General features: G+C 38.2%; 14 protein-coding genes. 7 read left to right on the forward strand and 7 right to left on the reverse strand.

Annotation, left to right across the window (positions count from 1 at the left end; all coding sequences use genetic code 11):
* Positions 1 to 14 precede the first annotated feature (14 nt).
* From mrdA to PQG52_RS01610, 3 genes are read left to right on the forward strand one after another with little or no spacing between them, the layout of a single operon-like run.
* Positions 15 to 1,940 (forward strand): penicillin-binding protein 2, encoded by a 1,926-nt coding sequence (gene mrdA, locus PQG52_RS01600; RefSeq protein WP_271827592.1) that lies wholly within the window; start codon positions 15 to 17, stop codon positions 1,938 to 1,940.
* A 44-nt stretch (positions 1,941 to 1,984) separates the two neighbouring features.
* A complete protein-coding gene (gene rodA / locus PQG52_RS01605; protein WP_271827594.1) occupies positions 1,985 to 3,139 on the forward strand; it encodes a rod shape-determining protein RodA in 1,155 nt (384 codons plus the stop codon).
* A 4-nt stretch (positions 3,140 to 3,143) separates the two neighbouring features.
* Positions 3,144 to 3,536: a DUF3293 domain-containing protein gene (locus PQG52_RS01610; RefSeq protein ID WP_271800955.1), complete on the forward strand. Its 393-nt coding sequence runs from the start codon at positions 3,144 to 3,146 to the stop codon at positions 3,534 to 3,536.
* A 7-nt stretch (positions 3,537 to 3,543) separates the two neighbouring features.
* Here PQG52_RS01610 and PQG52_RS01615 read toward each other — a convergent pair whose 3' ends face one another.
* From PQG52_RS01615 to hrpB, 4 genes are all read right to left on the reverse strand, one after another.
* Entirely contained in the window at positions 3,544 to 4,548 is a 1,005-nt protein-coding gene (locus PQG52_RS01615; RefSeq protein WP_271827596.1) for a hypothetical protein, read from the reverse strand.
* 170 nt (positions 4,549 to 4,718) lie between these two features.
* On the reverse strand, positions 4,719 to 5,813 hold the full coding sequence (locus PQG52_RS01620) for a transporter (RefSeq protein WP_271800954.1): 1,095 nt from the start codon (positions 5,811 to 5,813) through the stop codon (positions 4,719 to 4,721).
* Between the two features lie 232 nt (positions 5,814 to 6,045).
* Positions 6,046 to 7,299 carry a S1C family serine protease gene (locus PQG52_RS01625; RefSeq protein WP_271827598.1) on the reverse strand — a complete coding sequence of 418 codons (1,254 nt, stop codon included), beginning with the start codon at positions 7,297 to 7,299 and terminating at the stop codon, positions 6,046 to 6,048.
* Entirely contained in the window at positions 7,299 to 9,782 is a 2,484-nt protein-coding gene (gene hrpB / locus PQG52_RS01630) for an ATP-dependent helicase HrpB (protein WP_271827599.1), read from the reverse strand. The genes PQG52_RS01625 and hrpB overlap by 1 nt, the downstream gene beginning before the upstream one ends.
* A 102-nt stretch (positions 9,783 to 9,884) precedes the next feature.
* Between hrpB and PQG52_RS01635 the strand changes: the two genes are divergently transcribed.
* The 4 genes from PQG52_RS01635 (at position 9,885) to PQG52_RS01650 (ending at position 15,319) form a co-directional block, all read left to right on the forward strand.
* On the forward strand, positions 9,885 to 11,969 hold the full coding sequence (locus tag PQG52_RS01635) for a protein-disulfide reductase DsbD family protein (RefSeq protein ID WP_271827601.1): 2,085 nt from the start codon (positions 9,885 to 9,887) through the stop codon (positions 11,967 to 11,969).
* Between the two features lie 593 nt (positions 11,970 to 12,562).
* A complete protein-coding gene (locus PQG52_RS01640) occupies positions 12,563 to 13,306 on the forward strand; it encodes a (Fe-S)-binding protein (protein ID WP_271827602.1) in 744 nt (247 codons plus the stop codon).
* Entirely contained in the window at positions 13,303 to 14,745 is a 1,443-nt protein-coding gene (locus PQG52_RS01645) for a lactate utilization protein B (protein WP_271827603.1), read from the forward strand. The genes PQG52_RS01640 and PQG52_RS01645 overlap by 4 nt, the downstream gene beginning before the upstream one ends.
* The gene (locus PQG52_RS01650) at positions 14,738 to 15,319 is read left to right on the forward strand and encodes a LutC/YkgG family protein (protein WP_271827604.1); all 582 of its coding nucleotides are present in this window, start codon (positions 14,738 to 14,740) and stop codon (positions 15,317 to 15,319) included. The genes PQG52_RS01645 and PQG52_RS01650 overlap by 8 nt, the downstream gene beginning before the upstream one ends.
* An 8-nt stretch (positions 15,320 to 15,327) precedes the next feature.
* Here the strand turns inward: PQG52_RS01650 and PQG52_RS01655 are convergent, their stop codons facing one another.
* From PQG52_RS01655 to hslO, 3 genes are all read right to left on the reverse strand, one after another.
* Complete coding sequence (locus tag PQG52_RS01655; protein WP_271827605.1) at positions 15,328 to 15,909, reverse strand: M949_RS01915 family surface polysaccharide biosynthesis protein; 582 nt, start codon at positions 15,907 to 15,909, stop codon at positions 15,328 to 15,330.
* Positions 15,910 to 15,986: 77 nt separating this feature from the next.
* Complete coding sequence (locus PQG52_RS01660) at positions 15,987 to 16,862, reverse strand: hypothetical protein (RefSeq protein WP_271827606.1); 876 nt, start codon at positions 16,860 to 16,862, stop codon at positions 15,987 to 15,989.
* A gap of 97 nt (positions 16,863 to 16,959) precedes the next feature.
* A complete protein-coding gene (gene hslO / locus PQG52_RS01665) occupies positions 16,960 to 17,883 on the reverse strand; it encodes an Hsp33 family molecular chaperone HslO (protein WP_271827607.1) in 924 nt (307 codons plus the stop codon).
* Between the last annotated feature and the right edge of the window lie 573 nt (positions 17,884 to 18,456).

Consider the following 18,456-nt stretch of genomic DNA (forward strand, 5'->3'; position numbering starts at 1 on the left):
GTTTTACAGTTGAAATGAAAAAAAAGAAACTCTCTCGCGGCAGTAAGCAAGCACAACAAGACGTTCATTCTTCGCGCCGTGTGTTTACGCGCAGAGCCCTATTATTGATAGCAGCGCAAACGGGAATTTTATCTTTATTAGCTAATCGTCTTTATAAATTACAAATTACTGAGGGCGATAAATATATTAAAATGGCTAAAAATAATTTGATTAGTAAACGGTTGTTATCTCCACCTAGAGGGAGTATTTATGATCGTTATGGAGATGTGCTTGCGAATAATAAAATTAGTTGGCGAGCTTTATTAATTCCAGAAGAAACAAGTAATTTATCCGATGTTATTGAGCGTTTTAGTCAGTTTATTACGTTAGATGAACATGATTATGCACGTATACAGTGGGCAGTCGATCATCAAAGACGTTTTATTCCAATTATGTTAAAGGATTTTTTATCTTGGGATGAAATGGCTATGATTGAAGTGAACTCACCCACTTTACCTGGGGTATTGATTGATACTGGCACAAAGCGTGTTTATCCAACAGGCCCTCTATTAGCCCATTTGGTAGGGTATGTCGCACCTCCTAATGAAAAAGATGTAGCTGCAAATTCATTTTTGGCATTACCTGGTATACGTGTTGGTCGAGCCGGTATTGAAAATACTCAAGATGACGTGTTGCAGGGAAAAGCAGGAGAGGTAGAGGTAGAGGTTGATTCTGTTGGGCGTATCATTACAACAATTGGCAGAAAAGAAAGTGTACAAGGGCAAGATATCCAACTAGCAGTTGACATGCAATTACAACAAGATGTTGTCAATTTAATCGGGGAAGAATCCGCCAGTGCTGTTGTATTGAATTGTCAAAATGGCGAAGTGATGGCGATGGTCAGTAATCCATCCTTTGATCCATCTTTGTTTGACAGTGGGGTTAGTCATGCACAATGGAAAGCATGGATGACTGATGAACGTAATCCTTTGATGGATAAAGCAGTTGCTGGATTGTATCCTCCTGGGTCTACATTCAAGCCAGCGGTCGGACTAGGGGCGTTGGAAGCAGGAACCATTAATGAAAATGTGCGCATTACTTGTCCTGGCTATTATGATTATGGTGGCACACGGTTTCATTGTTGGAATAAATATGGTCATGGATCTTTGAATCTTCATGAGGCATTAAAATATTCTTGTGACGTTTATTTTTATGAAGTGGCACGTCGTACTGGAATGGAGGCGATCCATAAGACTTGCCAAAAATTGGGGTTAGGTGTGTCTTTACCTATTGAACTAACTCATGTGAAAGCAGGATTGATCCCAACACCTGCATGGAGAGAAAAACACGGGCATCATTGGAATATTGGGGATACCATTGTCAGTGGGATTGGCCAAGGATTTGTGCATGTTTCGCCTTTGCAGTTAGCAACTTATACTGCACGGATGGCAACTGGTAAAATGATTAATCCCCATTTAGTTCGCGCAAGAGACCATAATCTTATTCCAGAAGCAAATTCTGAATTTTGGAAACCAATTGATATTAAGCCAGAATTTTTAAAGATGGTACGCTCTGGGATGTATGCTGTTGTAAATGAACCTAGAGGATCTGGGGCAAAAGCGAAGATTGATTATAATGGTATATTATTAGCGGGGAAAACAGGAACAGCTCAGGTCAAAAGGGTATCAAGAGCATTGCGTGAAAGTGGTCATTTTAATTCTGCGAATTTACCTTGGAAATATCGCCCTCATGCTTTATTTATTTGTTTTGCACCTTATGATAATCCGCAATATGCGATTTCTGTTGTTGTCGAGCACGGGAATGCAGCAGCTTCTGTTGCGGCACCTTTGGCGAAAAATATCATGTTAAAAACCCTTCAACGAGATCCTGCAAATAAAGCAACAAGAGCAGAGCAAACGAAACCTAAAGAGCCAGAAGAACCCAAACCTTCCGATCAATAAATATCGATACGCTTTATATAATTTCTTTAATAAGAGTCAAATATATGGTTTTTGAAAAACGTTTATTAAGAGCAGAGCCAAACTTAAAGATATTAGGTAAATTATGGCGTATTAATTGGCTATATGTTGGATTAATTTGTTTATTAGCAGGTGTGGGTTATATTGCGCTTTATTCAGCGGCTGGTGGTGCTGATTATCCTTATGCACGCCCTCAGATGATGCGTTTTGCGGTGGGATTTATTGTTATGATCTCGGTAGCTGTAACCCCATTAAGGTTTTTAGCAAAATTGGCGTGGCCCTTATATGGTTTGGGCATTGTGTTGTTATTAGCTGTTTTACATATGGGTCATGTTGGCAAAGGGGCGGAACGTTGGATTGTTATCGGAGGGATCGCTTTACAACCCTCGGAATTAATGAAAATTGGGTTGGTTTTGTTATTGGCAACTTGGTTTCATAAAATTAGTTGGAAGCAGATGGGAAACCCTTTGCGTTTAATTATCCCAGCAATTTTGGTCTTAATTCCAGTTGCCTTAATCTTAAAGGAACCCAATTTAGGAACAGCAGTGATTGTAGGTTGTATTGGGGCATCGATTTTCTTTGTTGCTGGGATGCGTTTATGGCTTATTTTGTTGCTAGTATGCCCTTTACCATTTGCATTTGAATTTATTTATAGTCATTTACATGATTATCAAAAAGCAAGAATTACAACCTTTTTACATCCAGAAAGTGATCCTTTGGGGGCAGGGTATAATATTATTCAGTCTAAAATTGCTTTGGGATCGGGGGGAATGTGGGGACAAGGCTTTTTACATGGAACTCAAGCACAACTAAATTTCCTACCTGAAAAGCAAACCGACTTTATTTTTACGATGTTATCAGAAGAGTGGGGGTTTGTCGGTGGTATTTGTATTATTGTATTATTGTTAATGATAATTCTGGGGGGAATGATTTTTGCGATACGTTCAAAGAATCAATTTGGTCGTTTATTAGCATTGGGACTAACGATGAATTTTTTCTTTTACTGTGCTGTTAATCTTTCAATGGTGATGGGGGCTATTCCTGTTGGGGGTGTACCACTACCGATGGTGTCTTATGGTGGTTCTGCGATGTTGACGGTGATGTTTGGCTTTGGGCTATTATTATCGGTACAAGTTCACCGAGACTCGACTTTTGGTATGGAAAAAAAAAGTAAAGATTAGTAAAGTGCCAAACATATTGCCACCGACCTTAGAGATAAGTGCTGCTTATAAACAAAGCCTTTATCAAGCAGGTTCTGTAGTAACCAGAATTAATCAATATCCTAAAGGCATTCCAGTTAAATTACATCAATCAACTTTGATTATGTTAAGTGCTTATAATCCTGGGGGGCGTTTAAGACTTTTGGGTTGGAATATAAAAATGATGCGAAAGCTCGAGCAAGAATTAAAGCAATATGAATATTTTATCGGTAAAGGATCTTTAAAAGAGGTGTCTGAACCTCTTTTTATGGTGGTCCTTTCTTTGCCAAAAGCTGTTGTTTTAGCAAGAAAATTTCGTCAGAATGCCATTGTGATGATCCGTCATCAACGTTTATCTAAACTGATATTTCTCGCTTAAATTGGGATTAAAATAGCATCATAATTGCGAATTGAGGTTGGATAAAATCATTTGTGTTATGTCCGTTGACAGTTAAAGCAGTACCGACGATAGCACCAATTTTGGGTGTCCAATTATACTCAATGGCTGGAGCTATTTGGATATCATGGGATGCCCCAGTTATATTACGATTATAAACAGCGTTTTTATTTGTACCTCGTACTCTAGTTCCCCGTGCCCAATCATAGACAAAATCAAAAGAAAACAGCCATTCTTTATTAAAACCATATTCCACAGAAAAACCGGTATTGCCAAATAAACCTGGTCTTGCGTTCCCTTGATATCCTAAGGAAGTACCATAATTGCTTATATTTTTGATATTGACGGAGTTTAATGGTTGCCTACCAACTCCCCAAACGCGAATACGTAACGCTCGATTAAATATTTTATAAGCAGCTTGTGATTGAAGCCCGAAACGAACAGTATATGTGCCATTACCCGCCCCATCCAAAGAACGCCCCAAATTGGAATAGTTGCCCGTTGGAAAAGTCATTCCTAAGATTGTGGTTAGACTGGGTATATATTTTGGATTATTTTGGTCAATCAAGCGATATTGTAATTCAACAGGTAGATCAGCAAAATGTAAGCTGCTGGCGGTGGTACGTCCATTCCATGCATAACGAATTTGAGGGGTACTTTGAACCGAAAAATGATTGGTAACGGCATATTTTACCAAAGTAAAATTAATAAAATTATCTGTTCTATTTTTACTATTTTGTACATTACCATTTGATAAATATCGACCACGGCTAATAGTTATTTGGGCATAGGGTTCAATAGCCCATAAACCTGCTGTTGTCATAGCCCCAGAGGGGGATAACAAAGAGCCTGTATAACGTTGCTCATTCAAAGTATTAGTGGTTTGTTGAGAGGGTGGCGTTACTTGAGCATCGGCATTTGTAAGGATTGTATACGAAATAATACAAACAGTTTGAATATATAGTATATAGCGATATTTGTTGATGGATATCATATAAGATCCCTGATACGTAACAATTTTAAATAAAATTAATTATTACCTGATATAATCAACAAGGAAATAGTTATCTATCACTATTAAAGTAAAGTTGAAGTGTGAAATAGTTGGTTATTAATTTAAGAAAGAAAATTGAATATCGAATGATCTTTCTTAAATTTGATTTATTAAAATGCAAAGTTTATGGCGAATTGAGGTTGAACAAAATCGTTAGTGTTATGACCGTCAATGGTCAATGCTGCCCCAACAATGGCACCAATAGTTGGTGTCCAGTTATACTCTATCGCTGGTGCAATTTGAATGTCATGAGAAGCAGCACTGACGTAACGTTCGAATGGGCCATTGGTATAAGCACCTCTCATCCTTGTCCCTTTTGCCCAATCATATTGGAAATCAAAGGCTAGAACCCACTCTTTGGTAATACCATATTCTAAAGAAAAACCCCAGTTACCGTATAAACCCGATTTGGCATTTCCTCTGTATCCGATATCAGTGCCATAATTGCTGATGCCACGAATATCAGCAGAGGTTAATGGTTTTCTAGCCACTCCCCATAATCTGACCCGTAAAGCATGGTTATTGATATCGTAGGCTGCTTGGCTTTGTACGCCGAAACGTAATGCATAAGAACCACTTCCCGCTGCGTCAAGTGCTCTACCAAGATTCGTGTAATCTCCTGTTGGAAAGATCATGCCAAGATAAGTCGTAAAGCTTGGTATATATTTTTTGTTATTTTGATCAATCCATCGATATTGCAACTCCACAGGTAAATCGGAAAAATGAACAGTACTCGACGTTGTTCTGCCATTCCAATAATAGTTCACTTGAGGTGTAATTTGGACGCTAAGATTATTCGTCACGCCATATTTGATCAATAGAAAGCTGTCGGCAGAGTCTGTTCTGTATTTATTACTTCTGACACGACCATTATTCAAATATCCTCCACGACTGATGGTGGATTGAAAATATGGCTCCATCATCAGTGCGCCAGCTTGTGTTACCGCACCAGAAGGAGAGAGCAAAGATCCAGTATATCTTTGAATATCCAAAATACTGACATTAGATGATTTATTTAGTGTCGTTGTATCAGTAGCTGCATTTGTTGAAGGAACAGGTGTAATCGCAGAAAAATCTTTTGTTAACTTAGCATGGCTGCTGGGTGCTAATGCGCATAAAAAGCCCATAGATAAAAAAGAGATTTTAAATTTTTGAGTATAATTTGAGAATAATGTTTGTGAAGGGTCTTTAAATAAAAAACGCATCAGCCTGTCTCCAAAAATGGGGAAAAAATTAAGGTTGAAACGATGAGCAATCGTTGAGTAGTAACAGAATATATCAAGCTAATGAATATAAAATAAAAATACTATATGAAAAAAAACATACAGATTTTATTTCTGACAGCTTGTGTGAATATACAACACAATAATTCGTATTATGTGAACTTATATAGAAATAATACTTAACTATTCAAGATAATTTGTAAATTTTAAAATATTAGTTATCGGCATCCTTTGGGCGATGACCAACAGTGGTAACGATATTAAATTTTCGTTTATTGCGTTTAATTAGCAATTCTATTTTTGAGCCAGGATGAGCCATGGCGACTGTTTTCATAAAAGTACGGACGGTATCAACATGTTGTGAATTAATCATTTCAATTCGATCTCCAACTTTGATTTTTGCATCATAAGCAGGACCTTTGGCATCGATGTCAACGATACGTACGCCATCGCGCTTGTCGTCATCGCCCAACGTCACTCCAAGCCATCCACGATCAATAAATCCAGTTTTACAAAGTTGGGTAACGATAGGAGCAACAATTTCAGAAGGAATACCAAAACCAATCCCGACAGAACTGCCCGTTGGGGAAACGATTGCGGTGTTTAATGCAATAACTTGCCCTGCTAGGTTAAAAGAGGGGCCACCTGAATTTCCAGGGTTCATTGGGGCATCAAGTTGTAAAAAATCATCAAATGGACCCGATCCAATATCTCTGCCTCGAGCAGAAACAATTCCTGCGGTTACAGAAGAGCCAAGCCCAAACGGGTTTCCCGTGGTTAAGATCCAATCCCCAACTTCTACTCTTTTGCTATCTCCCCATTTGACATAAGGCAAAGGATGATGAGCATTAATTTTAATGACGGCAATATCAGTTAACGAATCATTTCCGATCACTGAGGCAGGAAGTTGTGTTCCATCTTGCAAGGAAACGGTTATATCACTTGAATCACCAATAACATGAGTATTGGTGACAATAATTCCACTGGGATCAACGATAAATCCAGAGCCTGCTTCTGTAATTTTTTGCTGTTGTTGGTGTTGCCTTTGTCGAAATTCTTTTTCCAAAGGTGTTCCTCTCACCGAAGGAGGAATAATTATTTTCTTAGGATGTTTAATGGGAACATTTTGAGAAACAGCAATATTAACAACTGCAGGAACGACTTTTTTTACCAATGGGGAAAAAGTCAATGGTCCATATTCCACCAATAAAGGTGAGGTCTTTGCTAATTCATCAGAAGGAATAATTTTTTCAGGAGCAGGAGCAGGAGCAGGAGCAGGAGCAGGAGCAGGAGCAGGAGCAGGAGCAGGAGCAGTGTTTTCCTTAACAATATTGTCTTTTGAAGCTTGTTCTTGTGCGCCAGCAGAGTAAGCATATAAAGCAGCCAGGACGCTTGATATGCCTATCAATAAGATAGTTTTATATGCGATGTGAGAATAGGGAAATGAAGAGGATTTAAACAGTTTCATTAGGATTTACGCTCTGTTGCAGAAGAAATGCTTCCAGGGTTTTCTGGCCAATGATGTTTTGGATACCGTCCTTTCATATCTTTTCTCATATCTTTCCATCCTTCGTTCCAAAAAGTTTGTAGATCACTGGTAATCGCTTGTGGACGATTAGCAGGGGATAATAAACAACATTGTAATGTAATTTGCCCTTTGGCAATGCTGGGAGTAGTGTTTATACCATAAAAATATTTGGCTGGTGCAGAAATTGTAGGTCTTGATTGCGTATAATCAATATAAATTTTGTGATTATTGAATGAGATAGATTTTGGTAAGAGCTTATTCAGTTCTTGACAGAGTGTATATCCCAAATAGGCTTCCAGCATTTCTGCGACATTGAGTTGTTTGATTTCTGCAAGATTAGTGATGCCATTCATCCAGGGAAGAAGCCATTCTTCACATGTTTTTGCTAATACATCATCAGATAAATTGGGTGAAGCTGAAAATCCAAAATCAGATTGGGCGAGGGCATATCTGGCTTGTAATTGTTTGCTATGCTCATTCCAATCAAGGGTTTTGGACAAATTATTTGCAACAACCTGTAGCAAGATAGGCACAGCTTCTTTAGAGGAGGCAGGGACATTGCGATCTTGTAAAGTTAATCTGCCAAATTTTAGTCGTTCGCGTAGAATAACTTTGCCACTGACGCTATCTAACGTTGTTTCTTGCTCAATCTCTGCACGTTGATCGATAAAATTGGATAATGCTTGTAATTTAACAGGAAACGCCAAGCAAATATTGGTGCGTTTATGCACATGAACGCTGGCAACCGCTAACAAACTTTCTTTTGCAAAAGGGTCTTGAGGGGATAAATGCGCTGCCCCACCGCCAGCCAAGCGAAAAGATCCAATTTCACTACGTCTTTGAGCCAAACGATCAGGAAAAGCTGCACAGATAAGTAAAGATGGGCTAAGTGCAGGGGGCTGAGTAGCAGAAATACGTAGTCTTTTACGATAATCTTGGCTGATTTTACGAATGCGATGCCATAATCCTTGGTCATTTTTTGAATTTGGCTGATTGCGCATCCATCCTAAACGAGATTGAATGTCGACTGATGCAGGTTCTTCGTGACGCAAAGGATCTCGTTCTTCTAATAGTGCAGCGATATCAGCAGCCAGAGCTTTTTCTTCATTGGATTGTGCGCTTAGCATCATGCTGGCTAATCTGGGATGGGCACCAAATTGTGCAACTTTTTGACCAAAAGGAGTGATATGACCTTTTGAGTTCAAACATCCTAATAAAATCAATAGCTCTTTTGCAGCTTCGATGACACCCACAGAGGGTTTGTCAGGAAAAGGAATATCAGTGATGTCTGTTCCCATAATATCTGACCATGTCTGACAAACCAGTAAAAATTCACTAAGTTCAGCTTCAAGTATTTCAGGGCGGTCATGTAGTGGTAAGCTACGCTCTGTGGCTTGTGTCCATAATTTATAAACAACACCCGCACCCTCACGTCCTGCACGCCCCGCGCGTTGTGTTGCAGCAGCTTTTGAAATACGTTGCGTTTGCAAGCGTGTTAATCCTGTATCTGCATTTAACTGAGGTAATCTGCGATATCCGCCATCAATCACAATGCGCACACCTGGAACTGTCAGAGAAGTTTCCGCAATAGAGGTTGCTAAAACAATGCGACGTGGTGTTTGAGGTGTGACTGGGCGCAGGGCTTTATCTTGCTCTGTAGCAGGCAAATCACCATAAAGAGGAAGGATCTCAGCATTGGGCAGAGAAAGAAGATTCATTGTTTTATGGATTTCCCCCGCACCAGGGAGAAAGGCAAGGATATTGCCTTGTTCTTCTTTATAGGCTTCGGTAATTTGTGCAGCCATGACAGAGGGAAGCTCTCTGATATGGGTTAAATCTCTTTTGCGATGATGTGTTGTAATGGGATAATAGTCTGTCTTACTTTCGATAATATCGCATTGCAGAATTTCTTGTAAGTTTTTCAAAGATGGCGTTGCTGACATGGCTATCAGGCGAAGGTCAGGACGTAGATTTTGTTGTAAATTACGGCATAGCCCTAAACATAAATCAGCATCTAATGAGCGTTCATGGATTTCATCAAAAATTATTCCAGCAATGTCATCTAATAGAGGGTTATTAAGTAAATGTCTTAAAAATAATCCTTGGGTAACAACTTCTATCTCAGTATTAGCACTAATTGCTTTATCCATACGGGTTCGATAACCGATTTTCTGCCCAATTTCTTCGTTTAACAAATGGGACATTTGCCTTGCTGCTGCTCTGGTGGCAATACGGCGAGGTTCCAGCATAATCAGCTTTTTCCCTTGTTTCCAAGGAGCATCCAATAATGCCAACGGAACCAAGCTGGTTTTACCTGTTCCAGGAGGGGCAACTAAGATCACATTTGAATGTTGATTCAAATATTCATAGAGATCGGGAAGTGTATGTTGGATAGGAAGTGAAATATTTGATATACTAAACATAGAATTTGTGACGACAAAATTATTAAGAAGAGATTTTACACCTGATTTATCTTTATCTTCTTATATAAAAGACAAAATAATTTTTATCAAAGGATAGTTTCATTGCGTGCTTGGTTGTTAAGTTTTCTTTTGGTTATTGGATTGGTAACCTTAAGCCCTTATTCTGTTCTTGCCAAAGAAACAGACGCGATCATCAATAAGCACGATCATACAACTATTATTTCAGAAAGTGATACGTACGATGGTCGTAAAGCGTTAACGCTAGGGCTGCGGATAAAGTTAGAGCCAAAATGGCATACTTATTGGATTAATCCAGGGGATGCAGGCGAGCCAGCTTCGGTTTCTGTAAAAATTAATGATCATCCCACCGCACAAGAAGGTAAAATTGAATGGTCTTCTCCAGAGCCTTTGTCTGAAAATGGATTAATGTCTTATATTTACAAAGGGGATGTGGTTTTACCTTTTAAAATTTCTGTGCCTGATGAAGAAATGAATAAGCCTTTGAATTTGAAACTGAAAGCTAGATGGTTGGTTTGTGCTGATGTTTGTATTCCACAAGAAGGCGAGTTTGCTTTAGAGATTCCAAAAGGCGCAGCGTCAGCCTCAAAAGAAGCCTCTTTGATTCAGCAAGCTTTGTCCCAAAAGCCTAAGCCAAGCCCTTGGGATATCCATATTGCACCCACAGGTGAGTTATGGGTTCAGAATGATGCGATCAGCCCTTTGCATATGATTCATGCGTGGTTTATGCCTGACAAAAATGGTGTGATTGATCAAATTGCACCGCAGACACTAACAGTCAAACCAGGATTATTAATTTTAAATTTAAAACCTATTCATCAGCTTAATTCATCAAAGCCGTTCAGTGGGATTTTAGCGATACAAGACGATCATCAAAAACTGCAGCATTTTTCTGTTGAAGCATCAGTTGCTCCCTTACCAACATCAGCACAATCACAAACAAGTTTATTGATTTTGATTGGCAGTGCTTTTCTGGGAGGGATTTTATTAAATTTGATGCCTTGTGTTTTTCCAGTTATTGCGATGAAACTCTTGTCGCTAAGCCGTATTGGACAAGAGCATATCAGTGTTCGATATAAAAGCAGTTTTGCTTATACAGCGGGGATTTTATGTTGTTTTATAGCAATGGCAGTCGCATTTGTGGCATTACGTTGGATGGGATCGCAACTTGGATGGGGCTTTCAATTCCAATCGGTGGGGTTTGTAGTCTTATTATGTTGGCTCTTATTTGGAATATCTTTGAATTTTCTTGGCGTATTTAATATCCAACTTTCCTTTAACAGTGTTGGTTCAAATAATAAAACTACTGGATACTCCTCTGATTTCTTTACTGGATTATTGGCGGTATTGGTGGCAACGCCTTGCACAGCACCTTTTATGGGAATTGCCATTGCAGGGGCTTTGAATGCGTCTTTATGGATCAGTGTTTTAATCTTTATCGGAATGGGATTAGGACTGGCAATGCCTTATGTATTATTTGCTTGTATTCCGTCTTTTGCACGGTTGTTGCCTCGCCCTGGATTATGGATGGATATTCTTAAACAATTCTTGGCGTTTCCATTGTTGCTTAGTTGTTTATGGTTGGCTTGGGTAGTATATCAACATCAACAACCGATGAGCTTCTTGGTATTATTAACAGGCTTTGTTGGATTAGGGTTTATAGCGTGGGGCGTTGGCATTATTCAACAGCTTTATATGCAGGGGACTTATCGTAACTTACGCTTGTTCATTAGTGGCTTGATTTTAATGATTGTTGGCTTATTGGGTAGTGGTTTTTATTTCTTTGTGCATGATGAAGCCACACACTCGGTTGCGGGTATCAAAGAAGATGCTATCCCATTTTCAGAACAAAAACTTGAAGAATTACGTCGAGAACACAAGCCTGTTTTTGTTAATATGACAGCGTCTTGGTGTTTAACCTGTATGGTGAATGATAAGGTTGCTTTATCCTCTGAAAAAGTTCAAAAAGCATTTCAAAATCAGCATATTACTTATATGGTTGGAGATTGGACGCAATATGATAAATCGATTGGTGATTTCTTAAAAGCACATGGGCGAGAAGGGGTGCCGCTGTATATTTATTATCCAATCAAGGGTAAGCCAAAAATATTACCGCAAATTCTGACGCCGAATATTGTGATTGATTATTTGTTTGACCCCAAAAAGTAGAGTTATGTTTAAAAAGTTTTAGATGCCTCTTTATAAATTTTTTTGCAAATAAATTAAAGTTTTTATGTAGCTCTATCGTTTCAGGAGTTACGATCTTTTTCTCAAATAATGTTCTGATTGCTAAGTTGGCTTTTTCTTTTAATATTTCCAGAAAAGCAATTTGCTCAAGATTTATCCTATATTTTTGTTTATTGTTGATGAAGAATCCTATCAAAAATAGATTGTTTTGTGGTGTCATCACATAGTGACAGGAACCCTCCATGAAAATGCACCGAATTTTTGATCCATGGAAACAAGCAATCGCTTTTTGAATCCATTCGTTTAAAAGGATGATGATAAAATCGTCCCAATGCTCATCAGGGAAGAAGGCATCCTGATCTAACTGAAAATATATTTCTCCAAACACTGTCGTATTATGATTGGTGGGGACATAATTAAGTCGAACATATTAAAGTGATATCTTTGAAGGAATTATTGTAATCATTTCCGATTCTGCAGTATATTTTCATATATATAACGAAGTAAACTAATAAATAATAATCACATTTACTTTTCGAAATAATGATATTTAATTTATATAAAGGATTGATAAGATGGAAGTCGGGTTGTTTATTCCCTGTTACATGGATGCTTTGGAACCAGAGGTTGGCATATCGACTTTGAAATTACTAGAGCGTTTTGATATCAACGTAACGTATCCATTTGATCAAACTTGCTGCGGGCAGCCGATGACGAATACGGGATGTCATACAGAGGCTGCCGAAACAGAAAAATTATTTGTTAAAAATTTCTCACAATTTGATTATATCGTGATGCCTTCAGGCAGTTGTACAAATCAAGTCCGCCATCATTTTGATGCGATTAAACAAACGGACGAGGTTCAGCATGTTCGTAAAAATACTTATGATTTAGTTGAATTTTTACATGATATTCTGAAAGTTGAAGATTTCCCTTGGGCAAGTTTCTCTCATAAAGTAGCGATTCATTATAATTGTAATGCGTTGCGTGGATTACGTCATGCCAGCATGTCTGAACGCAGGGAACCTTTTTTCTCTAAGCCAAAAGATTTATTATCAAAAGTTAAAGGGATTGAGTTCGTAGAGTTGGAACGTCCTGATGAATGTTGTGGCTTTGGTGGAACTTTCTCTGTTTTTGAGGAAGGTGTTTCTGCCAAAATGGGACAAGATAAAGTCATGGATCAACATCGTAGTGGTGCAGAATATGTTATTTCTGCCGATAGCTCTTGTTTAATGCATCAAAAGGGCTGTGCGATGCGTATGGGGGTTGATTTAAAATATGCGCATATTGCCCAAATCTTAAACGGAGATTTATCATGAGTGATCTTCAACAAGAGGTTCAGCCCAAAGGGGCTAAGATCAAAGGGAATAAACCTGTTAATCAATTAGAAGCTGCTAATCGTTTTATTGCTGCTTCTGCACATCAACAAATGCATGACCAACGCCTATGGGATTTACGAAAAAAGCGTGATGCACAAATGCATTTAATCCCTGAATGGGAAGCGTTGCGAGATCTAGCTTCTGATATTAAATCCCACACTTTGGGTCATTTGGCGGACTATTTAGAAGAATTCGAGCGTAATGCCAAAGCTAATGGTGTGCATGTCCATTGGGCTAAAGATGCGCAAGAAAGTAACGATATTATAACGACCATTCTAAAAGAGCGTAATGCCAAGAGCTTAGTGAAAAGCAAATCCATGCTGGGTGAAGAATGTATGTTGCGCCAGCATTTAGAGGAAGAGGGCATTACCGTTATTGAAACTGATCTCGGGGAACGTATTCAGCAATTGGATAAAGAAGATCCCAGTCATGTTGTTGTCCCTGCGGTGCATAAAAGCAGAACTGATGTCTCCAAAGTATTTGTGAAAACATTAAATGCTGAACAAGGCAATAATGATGTGCATTACTTGGCGGAAACTCAAAGAGAAACCACTCGACCATATATTTTAAATGCTGATGCAGGCATGACAGGTGGAAATTTCCTTGTGGCAGAGACTGGTGCTGTGGTTGTTTGTACCAATGAAGGCAATGCTGATTTGTCAGCGAATACGCCGTCATTACATATTGTAACGGTGGGGATCGAAAAAATCATCCCTAAAATGGAGCATTTGGCAGTCTTTATTCGTCTTTTATCGCGCAGTGCTTTGGGATCACCAATCACACAATATACTTCTTATTTTCGTGGCCCTCGTAAGGGTGGCGAAATGCATGTAGTATTGGTCGATAATGGTCGATCTACACGTCTTGCCAGTCAGAAATTTAAAGCTGGATTAAAATGTATTCGTTGTGGCGCATGTATGAATACATGTCCTGTTTTCCGTCGTAGTGGTGGGCTAAGTTACGGTAGTACATATGCAGGACCAATTGGATTAATTCTAAGTCCTACTTATAATGCACATAAATATCGTAATTTGCCTTTTGCATCGACGTTGAATGGCAGTTGTACGAATGTTTGCCCTGTTAAAATTAATTTGCATGAACAAATCTTTGCATGGCGCGAAACATTGGCTGATGAAAAAGAACTCTCTTTGTCCAAACGCATTATTATGACCTCGTTAGGTAAATTATTTGCTCATCCCAAAGCCTATCGAATGGCCGTTCAAACGGGGGATAGAGTATTGTCTTATTTGCCTCATTTTATTGTTTATAATCAACTCAATGCATGGGGAAGGCAGCGGGATATACCACAACCACCCAAAGAAACTTTTCATAGTTGGTATGCAAAAAATTACATGAAGAAAGGAAAGGCTGATGAGTAGTCGTGAATTTATTTTAAACCAAATCCGTCAATCTTGTCAGACAGAGCATTCTGAAGCTCCAACAGTGCCTTTGTTTCATCAAAATTCCGTGGGTATTGTTGGAAAATTTAAGCAATCTTTAATTGCTATGGGAGGACAAATCATTGAAGCAGATCCTCAAGACCCTTATAAATTTGTAAAAGAAAGAATAGCAGAAAGCAAAGTTATCTGTTCTGTTGTTCCTGAAATACTGGGCAATAGACATTTAACGGAAACAACTGAGCCTAAAGAGTTGCAAGATATAGATTATGGGGTTTTACGTGCTAGTTTTGGCGTGGCTGAAACAGGTTCTATTTGCTTAACCGAACAAGATTTATTCATTAATACGTTGGGATATTTGCCTCAACATTTGATTATATTCCTTGATCCAAAACAAATAGTAGAGAATTTGCACGACGCTTATGCACGTCCAGAATGGAAACAAATTCATTATGCAGCATTACATAGTGGGCCCTCAGCGACTGCGGATATCGAAGGCGTATTAATCCGTGGTGCGCAAGGGGTGCGTTCTTTATCTGTGTTGTTGATAGAATAGCTTATTTATTATTTAGCAGAGTTATCTATATTATAATTATAGGTAGAAATAATTGGCCATTTTTTCTGCATATAGTTCAATAAGGGAAGGTTCTTTTGTAAGTTAGAGCTGATTGAAGGTTTCCTCTCGCCTCCAAATTTATCCTTTCCTATAATAATAGTTTGTTCACCTCTCATGGTATATTTTTGACCATTTTGATATGCAAAATATTTTATATCTTCGGGGTCAATACCCCCTCGACAGCTGATGCTGTATGAAAAAAGCAGGTAATGATTATTCGTTTTATTAAGGTCAATATTCTCAAATGATTTTGGGTTTATTGTTATATTTGCATCGACAGGACAATCTTTAACAAAATCATGGATAGTCCACTCTGGTTTATTATTAATAGAACCTTTTCCTGATAAAGATACTTGTTGCAGGTCATCTGAAGCCATTTCTTTGACGATAAGGATAACATCATGCTGTCCCTTTGCGTCGTTCCATGTTTTTTTATACGTATTTGCTTGCGCGATAAATGGGTTCAAAACCATAGAAATGATAAATGCAATGGCATTTTTAATGAGGTGCATTTTATTTTTAAACGTCATCGTTTTTTATCGATTTATTACCAACCTTACTTATGAAGTTCAAACGTGCTTCATAAGTAAGAATTGCATAAAAAAACTTAATATCCCTTAGGCGTAGAGCCTTCAGGTAAAGTGCCTAAACTTCCAACGGGAAATTTACCACTGTTTGTTTTACTTGAAGATTGTTGTCCCTCTTGTGTCGTCTTATTAACAGTATCGGGTTTTCCACCTGGAAAAATAGCACTGAGATCATCGTCGTCTGATGATGGGGATGATTGAGGAGTATTGGTTTTACCACTTGATTGCGTAGTAGGTGTGGTGGTAGGGGGTTGTACTGTTGATCCAGGTTTTCCAAGGTCTTGGGTTTGGATGCTTCCAGTAACAGGGGTACCAGTCGCATCAACAATCCAGTTTCCTAAATGTTTACGAATTTGGAATTCTAATTCGACATTCATGTCTTGCATCAGTTTTTGTGTAGCATCGTATAAATTAGCTTTACGGCTTGCTGCGCCTTTAGAGGAATCAATATTATAGGTATGATTGACACTGGCAGCCACAGAAGCAACTTTTTTATTGCTACTATCAAATATATCTAAAGTCGCATCCATTTGCCCGTAAATGCCATTGTGACCTTGTTCTTGCAACGATGCACGATTGATGATGAACGTTGCATTGCCAGAGGACCCACGAGCTTGGAAACGCGTTTTAGCCATATTTTCCAAAGCTGCTGCTGGTAAAACTGGACTAAGATTCGTTACATCACGCGGATATTTTTGATTTTCAGCGAGATTTTGAACGTTAATTTGACCAACATTGAAAAAAATAGGGGTTAGATAGTCGTAAGTTAATGGTGCAAATGTTTTAGGATCATCGCTAGAACATGCGGTTAATCCAATCAGTGGAGTCATCAGCAATAGTGCAGAAGCACATAATTTTAATTTCAAAGATAATGTGTTTTGTTGTTTTAATGACATTGAATGTTCCTTTGTGTGAAATCAAAAGCAGACATTGATGGATTGGAATGAAACTATAAAGAGAATTACCAGAAGATACACGCTTTATTTGTATGTATTAGATTTCTGTTGGTTTGAAAACAAAATCATAACGACAAAATTCACAAGTCATTGTAATATTTCCATCTTTATTCATGGTATCAATGTCATCTTTGCTAAATGTTTTTAACAGGTTTTCAAGACGAGAACGAGAGCAACGACAGCCATAAGATACAGGTTTTGCAGTTCCGATAGAAATAGAGGTGCTGTTAAATAGACGATAAAGCAATTGATTATTATCTATGGTTTGATCCAGCATTTCTTTGGCAGTCATGGTTTCTGCCAAAATAGTCAATGTGTTCCACTCTTCAGCCTCATTGGCAATTTCTTCTTCATTTTTAACAATGATAGAAGGATCATTAGCAATCTTTTCTAAAATTAATCCAGAAGCTTCCCAGCCATCTGACGTGTGTTCACAATATAGACGTATCCAACTGGAGAGCTGTTCGCTGTTTTCAAAATAATGGCTAGCCATTTCAGAGAGGCTATTGCCAGTAATTTTGACCATTCCTTGATAGGTGTCTTTATCATTATGTTGGTCAACAGTAAGAGCAAATAGACCTTTTTCAAAAAGTTCTAAAGCGCTTGCCTCTTTTGGTAATTGAGCGACTTTTTCTTCATCAAAACGTGCATAAAAACGAAGTTCTCCATTATGTGTGCAATCAACAACCAGCAAAGAAACGGCACCTTCGCCTTTGACTTGTAAAGAGAAAGAACCTTCAAATTTGAGCGCTGCTGCCAATCCAGCAACCAAAGCAAGTGCTTCGCCACCTAATTTAGAAATCGCATAAGGATATTGATGACGTTCTAATAACGTATTCGCCAAAGCACCAAGGCGAATTAAACGACCTCTGGCTGAGGGGAAAAAGAAAGGGGTGATGCCTTCTGGAATTGTTAATTCAGGAACATCAGGGCGATCAGAATATTGTGTATGTTCGGTCATTATTTTGTTTCTTTTTTTCGTGTGGTAAGGGATCGATATATTGCTTTTAATTGTTCTTTGATAGTTTTTTTATCTTGAAACAAGTTACTATTCTTTAGAAATCTGAAATAGATTTCAAAACACCATAATTTACGGCGCACTCGTTTGCAGTTTTTTTACGTCAGATGTATCAAGGATTACATCAAGAAGGAATATAGATGATCACATAAATGTGGCTGTGCAAAAATTTTCATACTCCACAAATCATTATCTAAAAAGCGAAAATAAATCTTGTTCAGATGCTGAATAGCAAAATCAGACACATGATCTACAGTCTCATCGAAATAATCACATAAATATTGAATGTTCGAAATGATAACTTCCTCTTTGTCAGGTGAAGTGAAAATTACATAATATGAACACTTAATATAGAAAACAACCGTTAAGAACACAATTAAGTCTTATAGCTATTTAAATAAATAATGCGTTTTCCACTGGAATTACCATCAGATTTATATATTGTTCTTATATCTAATTCACTTTTTTGGAATAGGGATGATAGACATTGGTAAATCTTGAGCTACTTAAAATTTA

This window comes from Commensalibacter communis (genome assembly GCF_947179105.1).
GTDB lineage: Bacteria > Pseudomonadota > Alphaproteobacteria > Acetobacterales > Acetobacteraceae > Commensalibacter > Commensalibacter communis.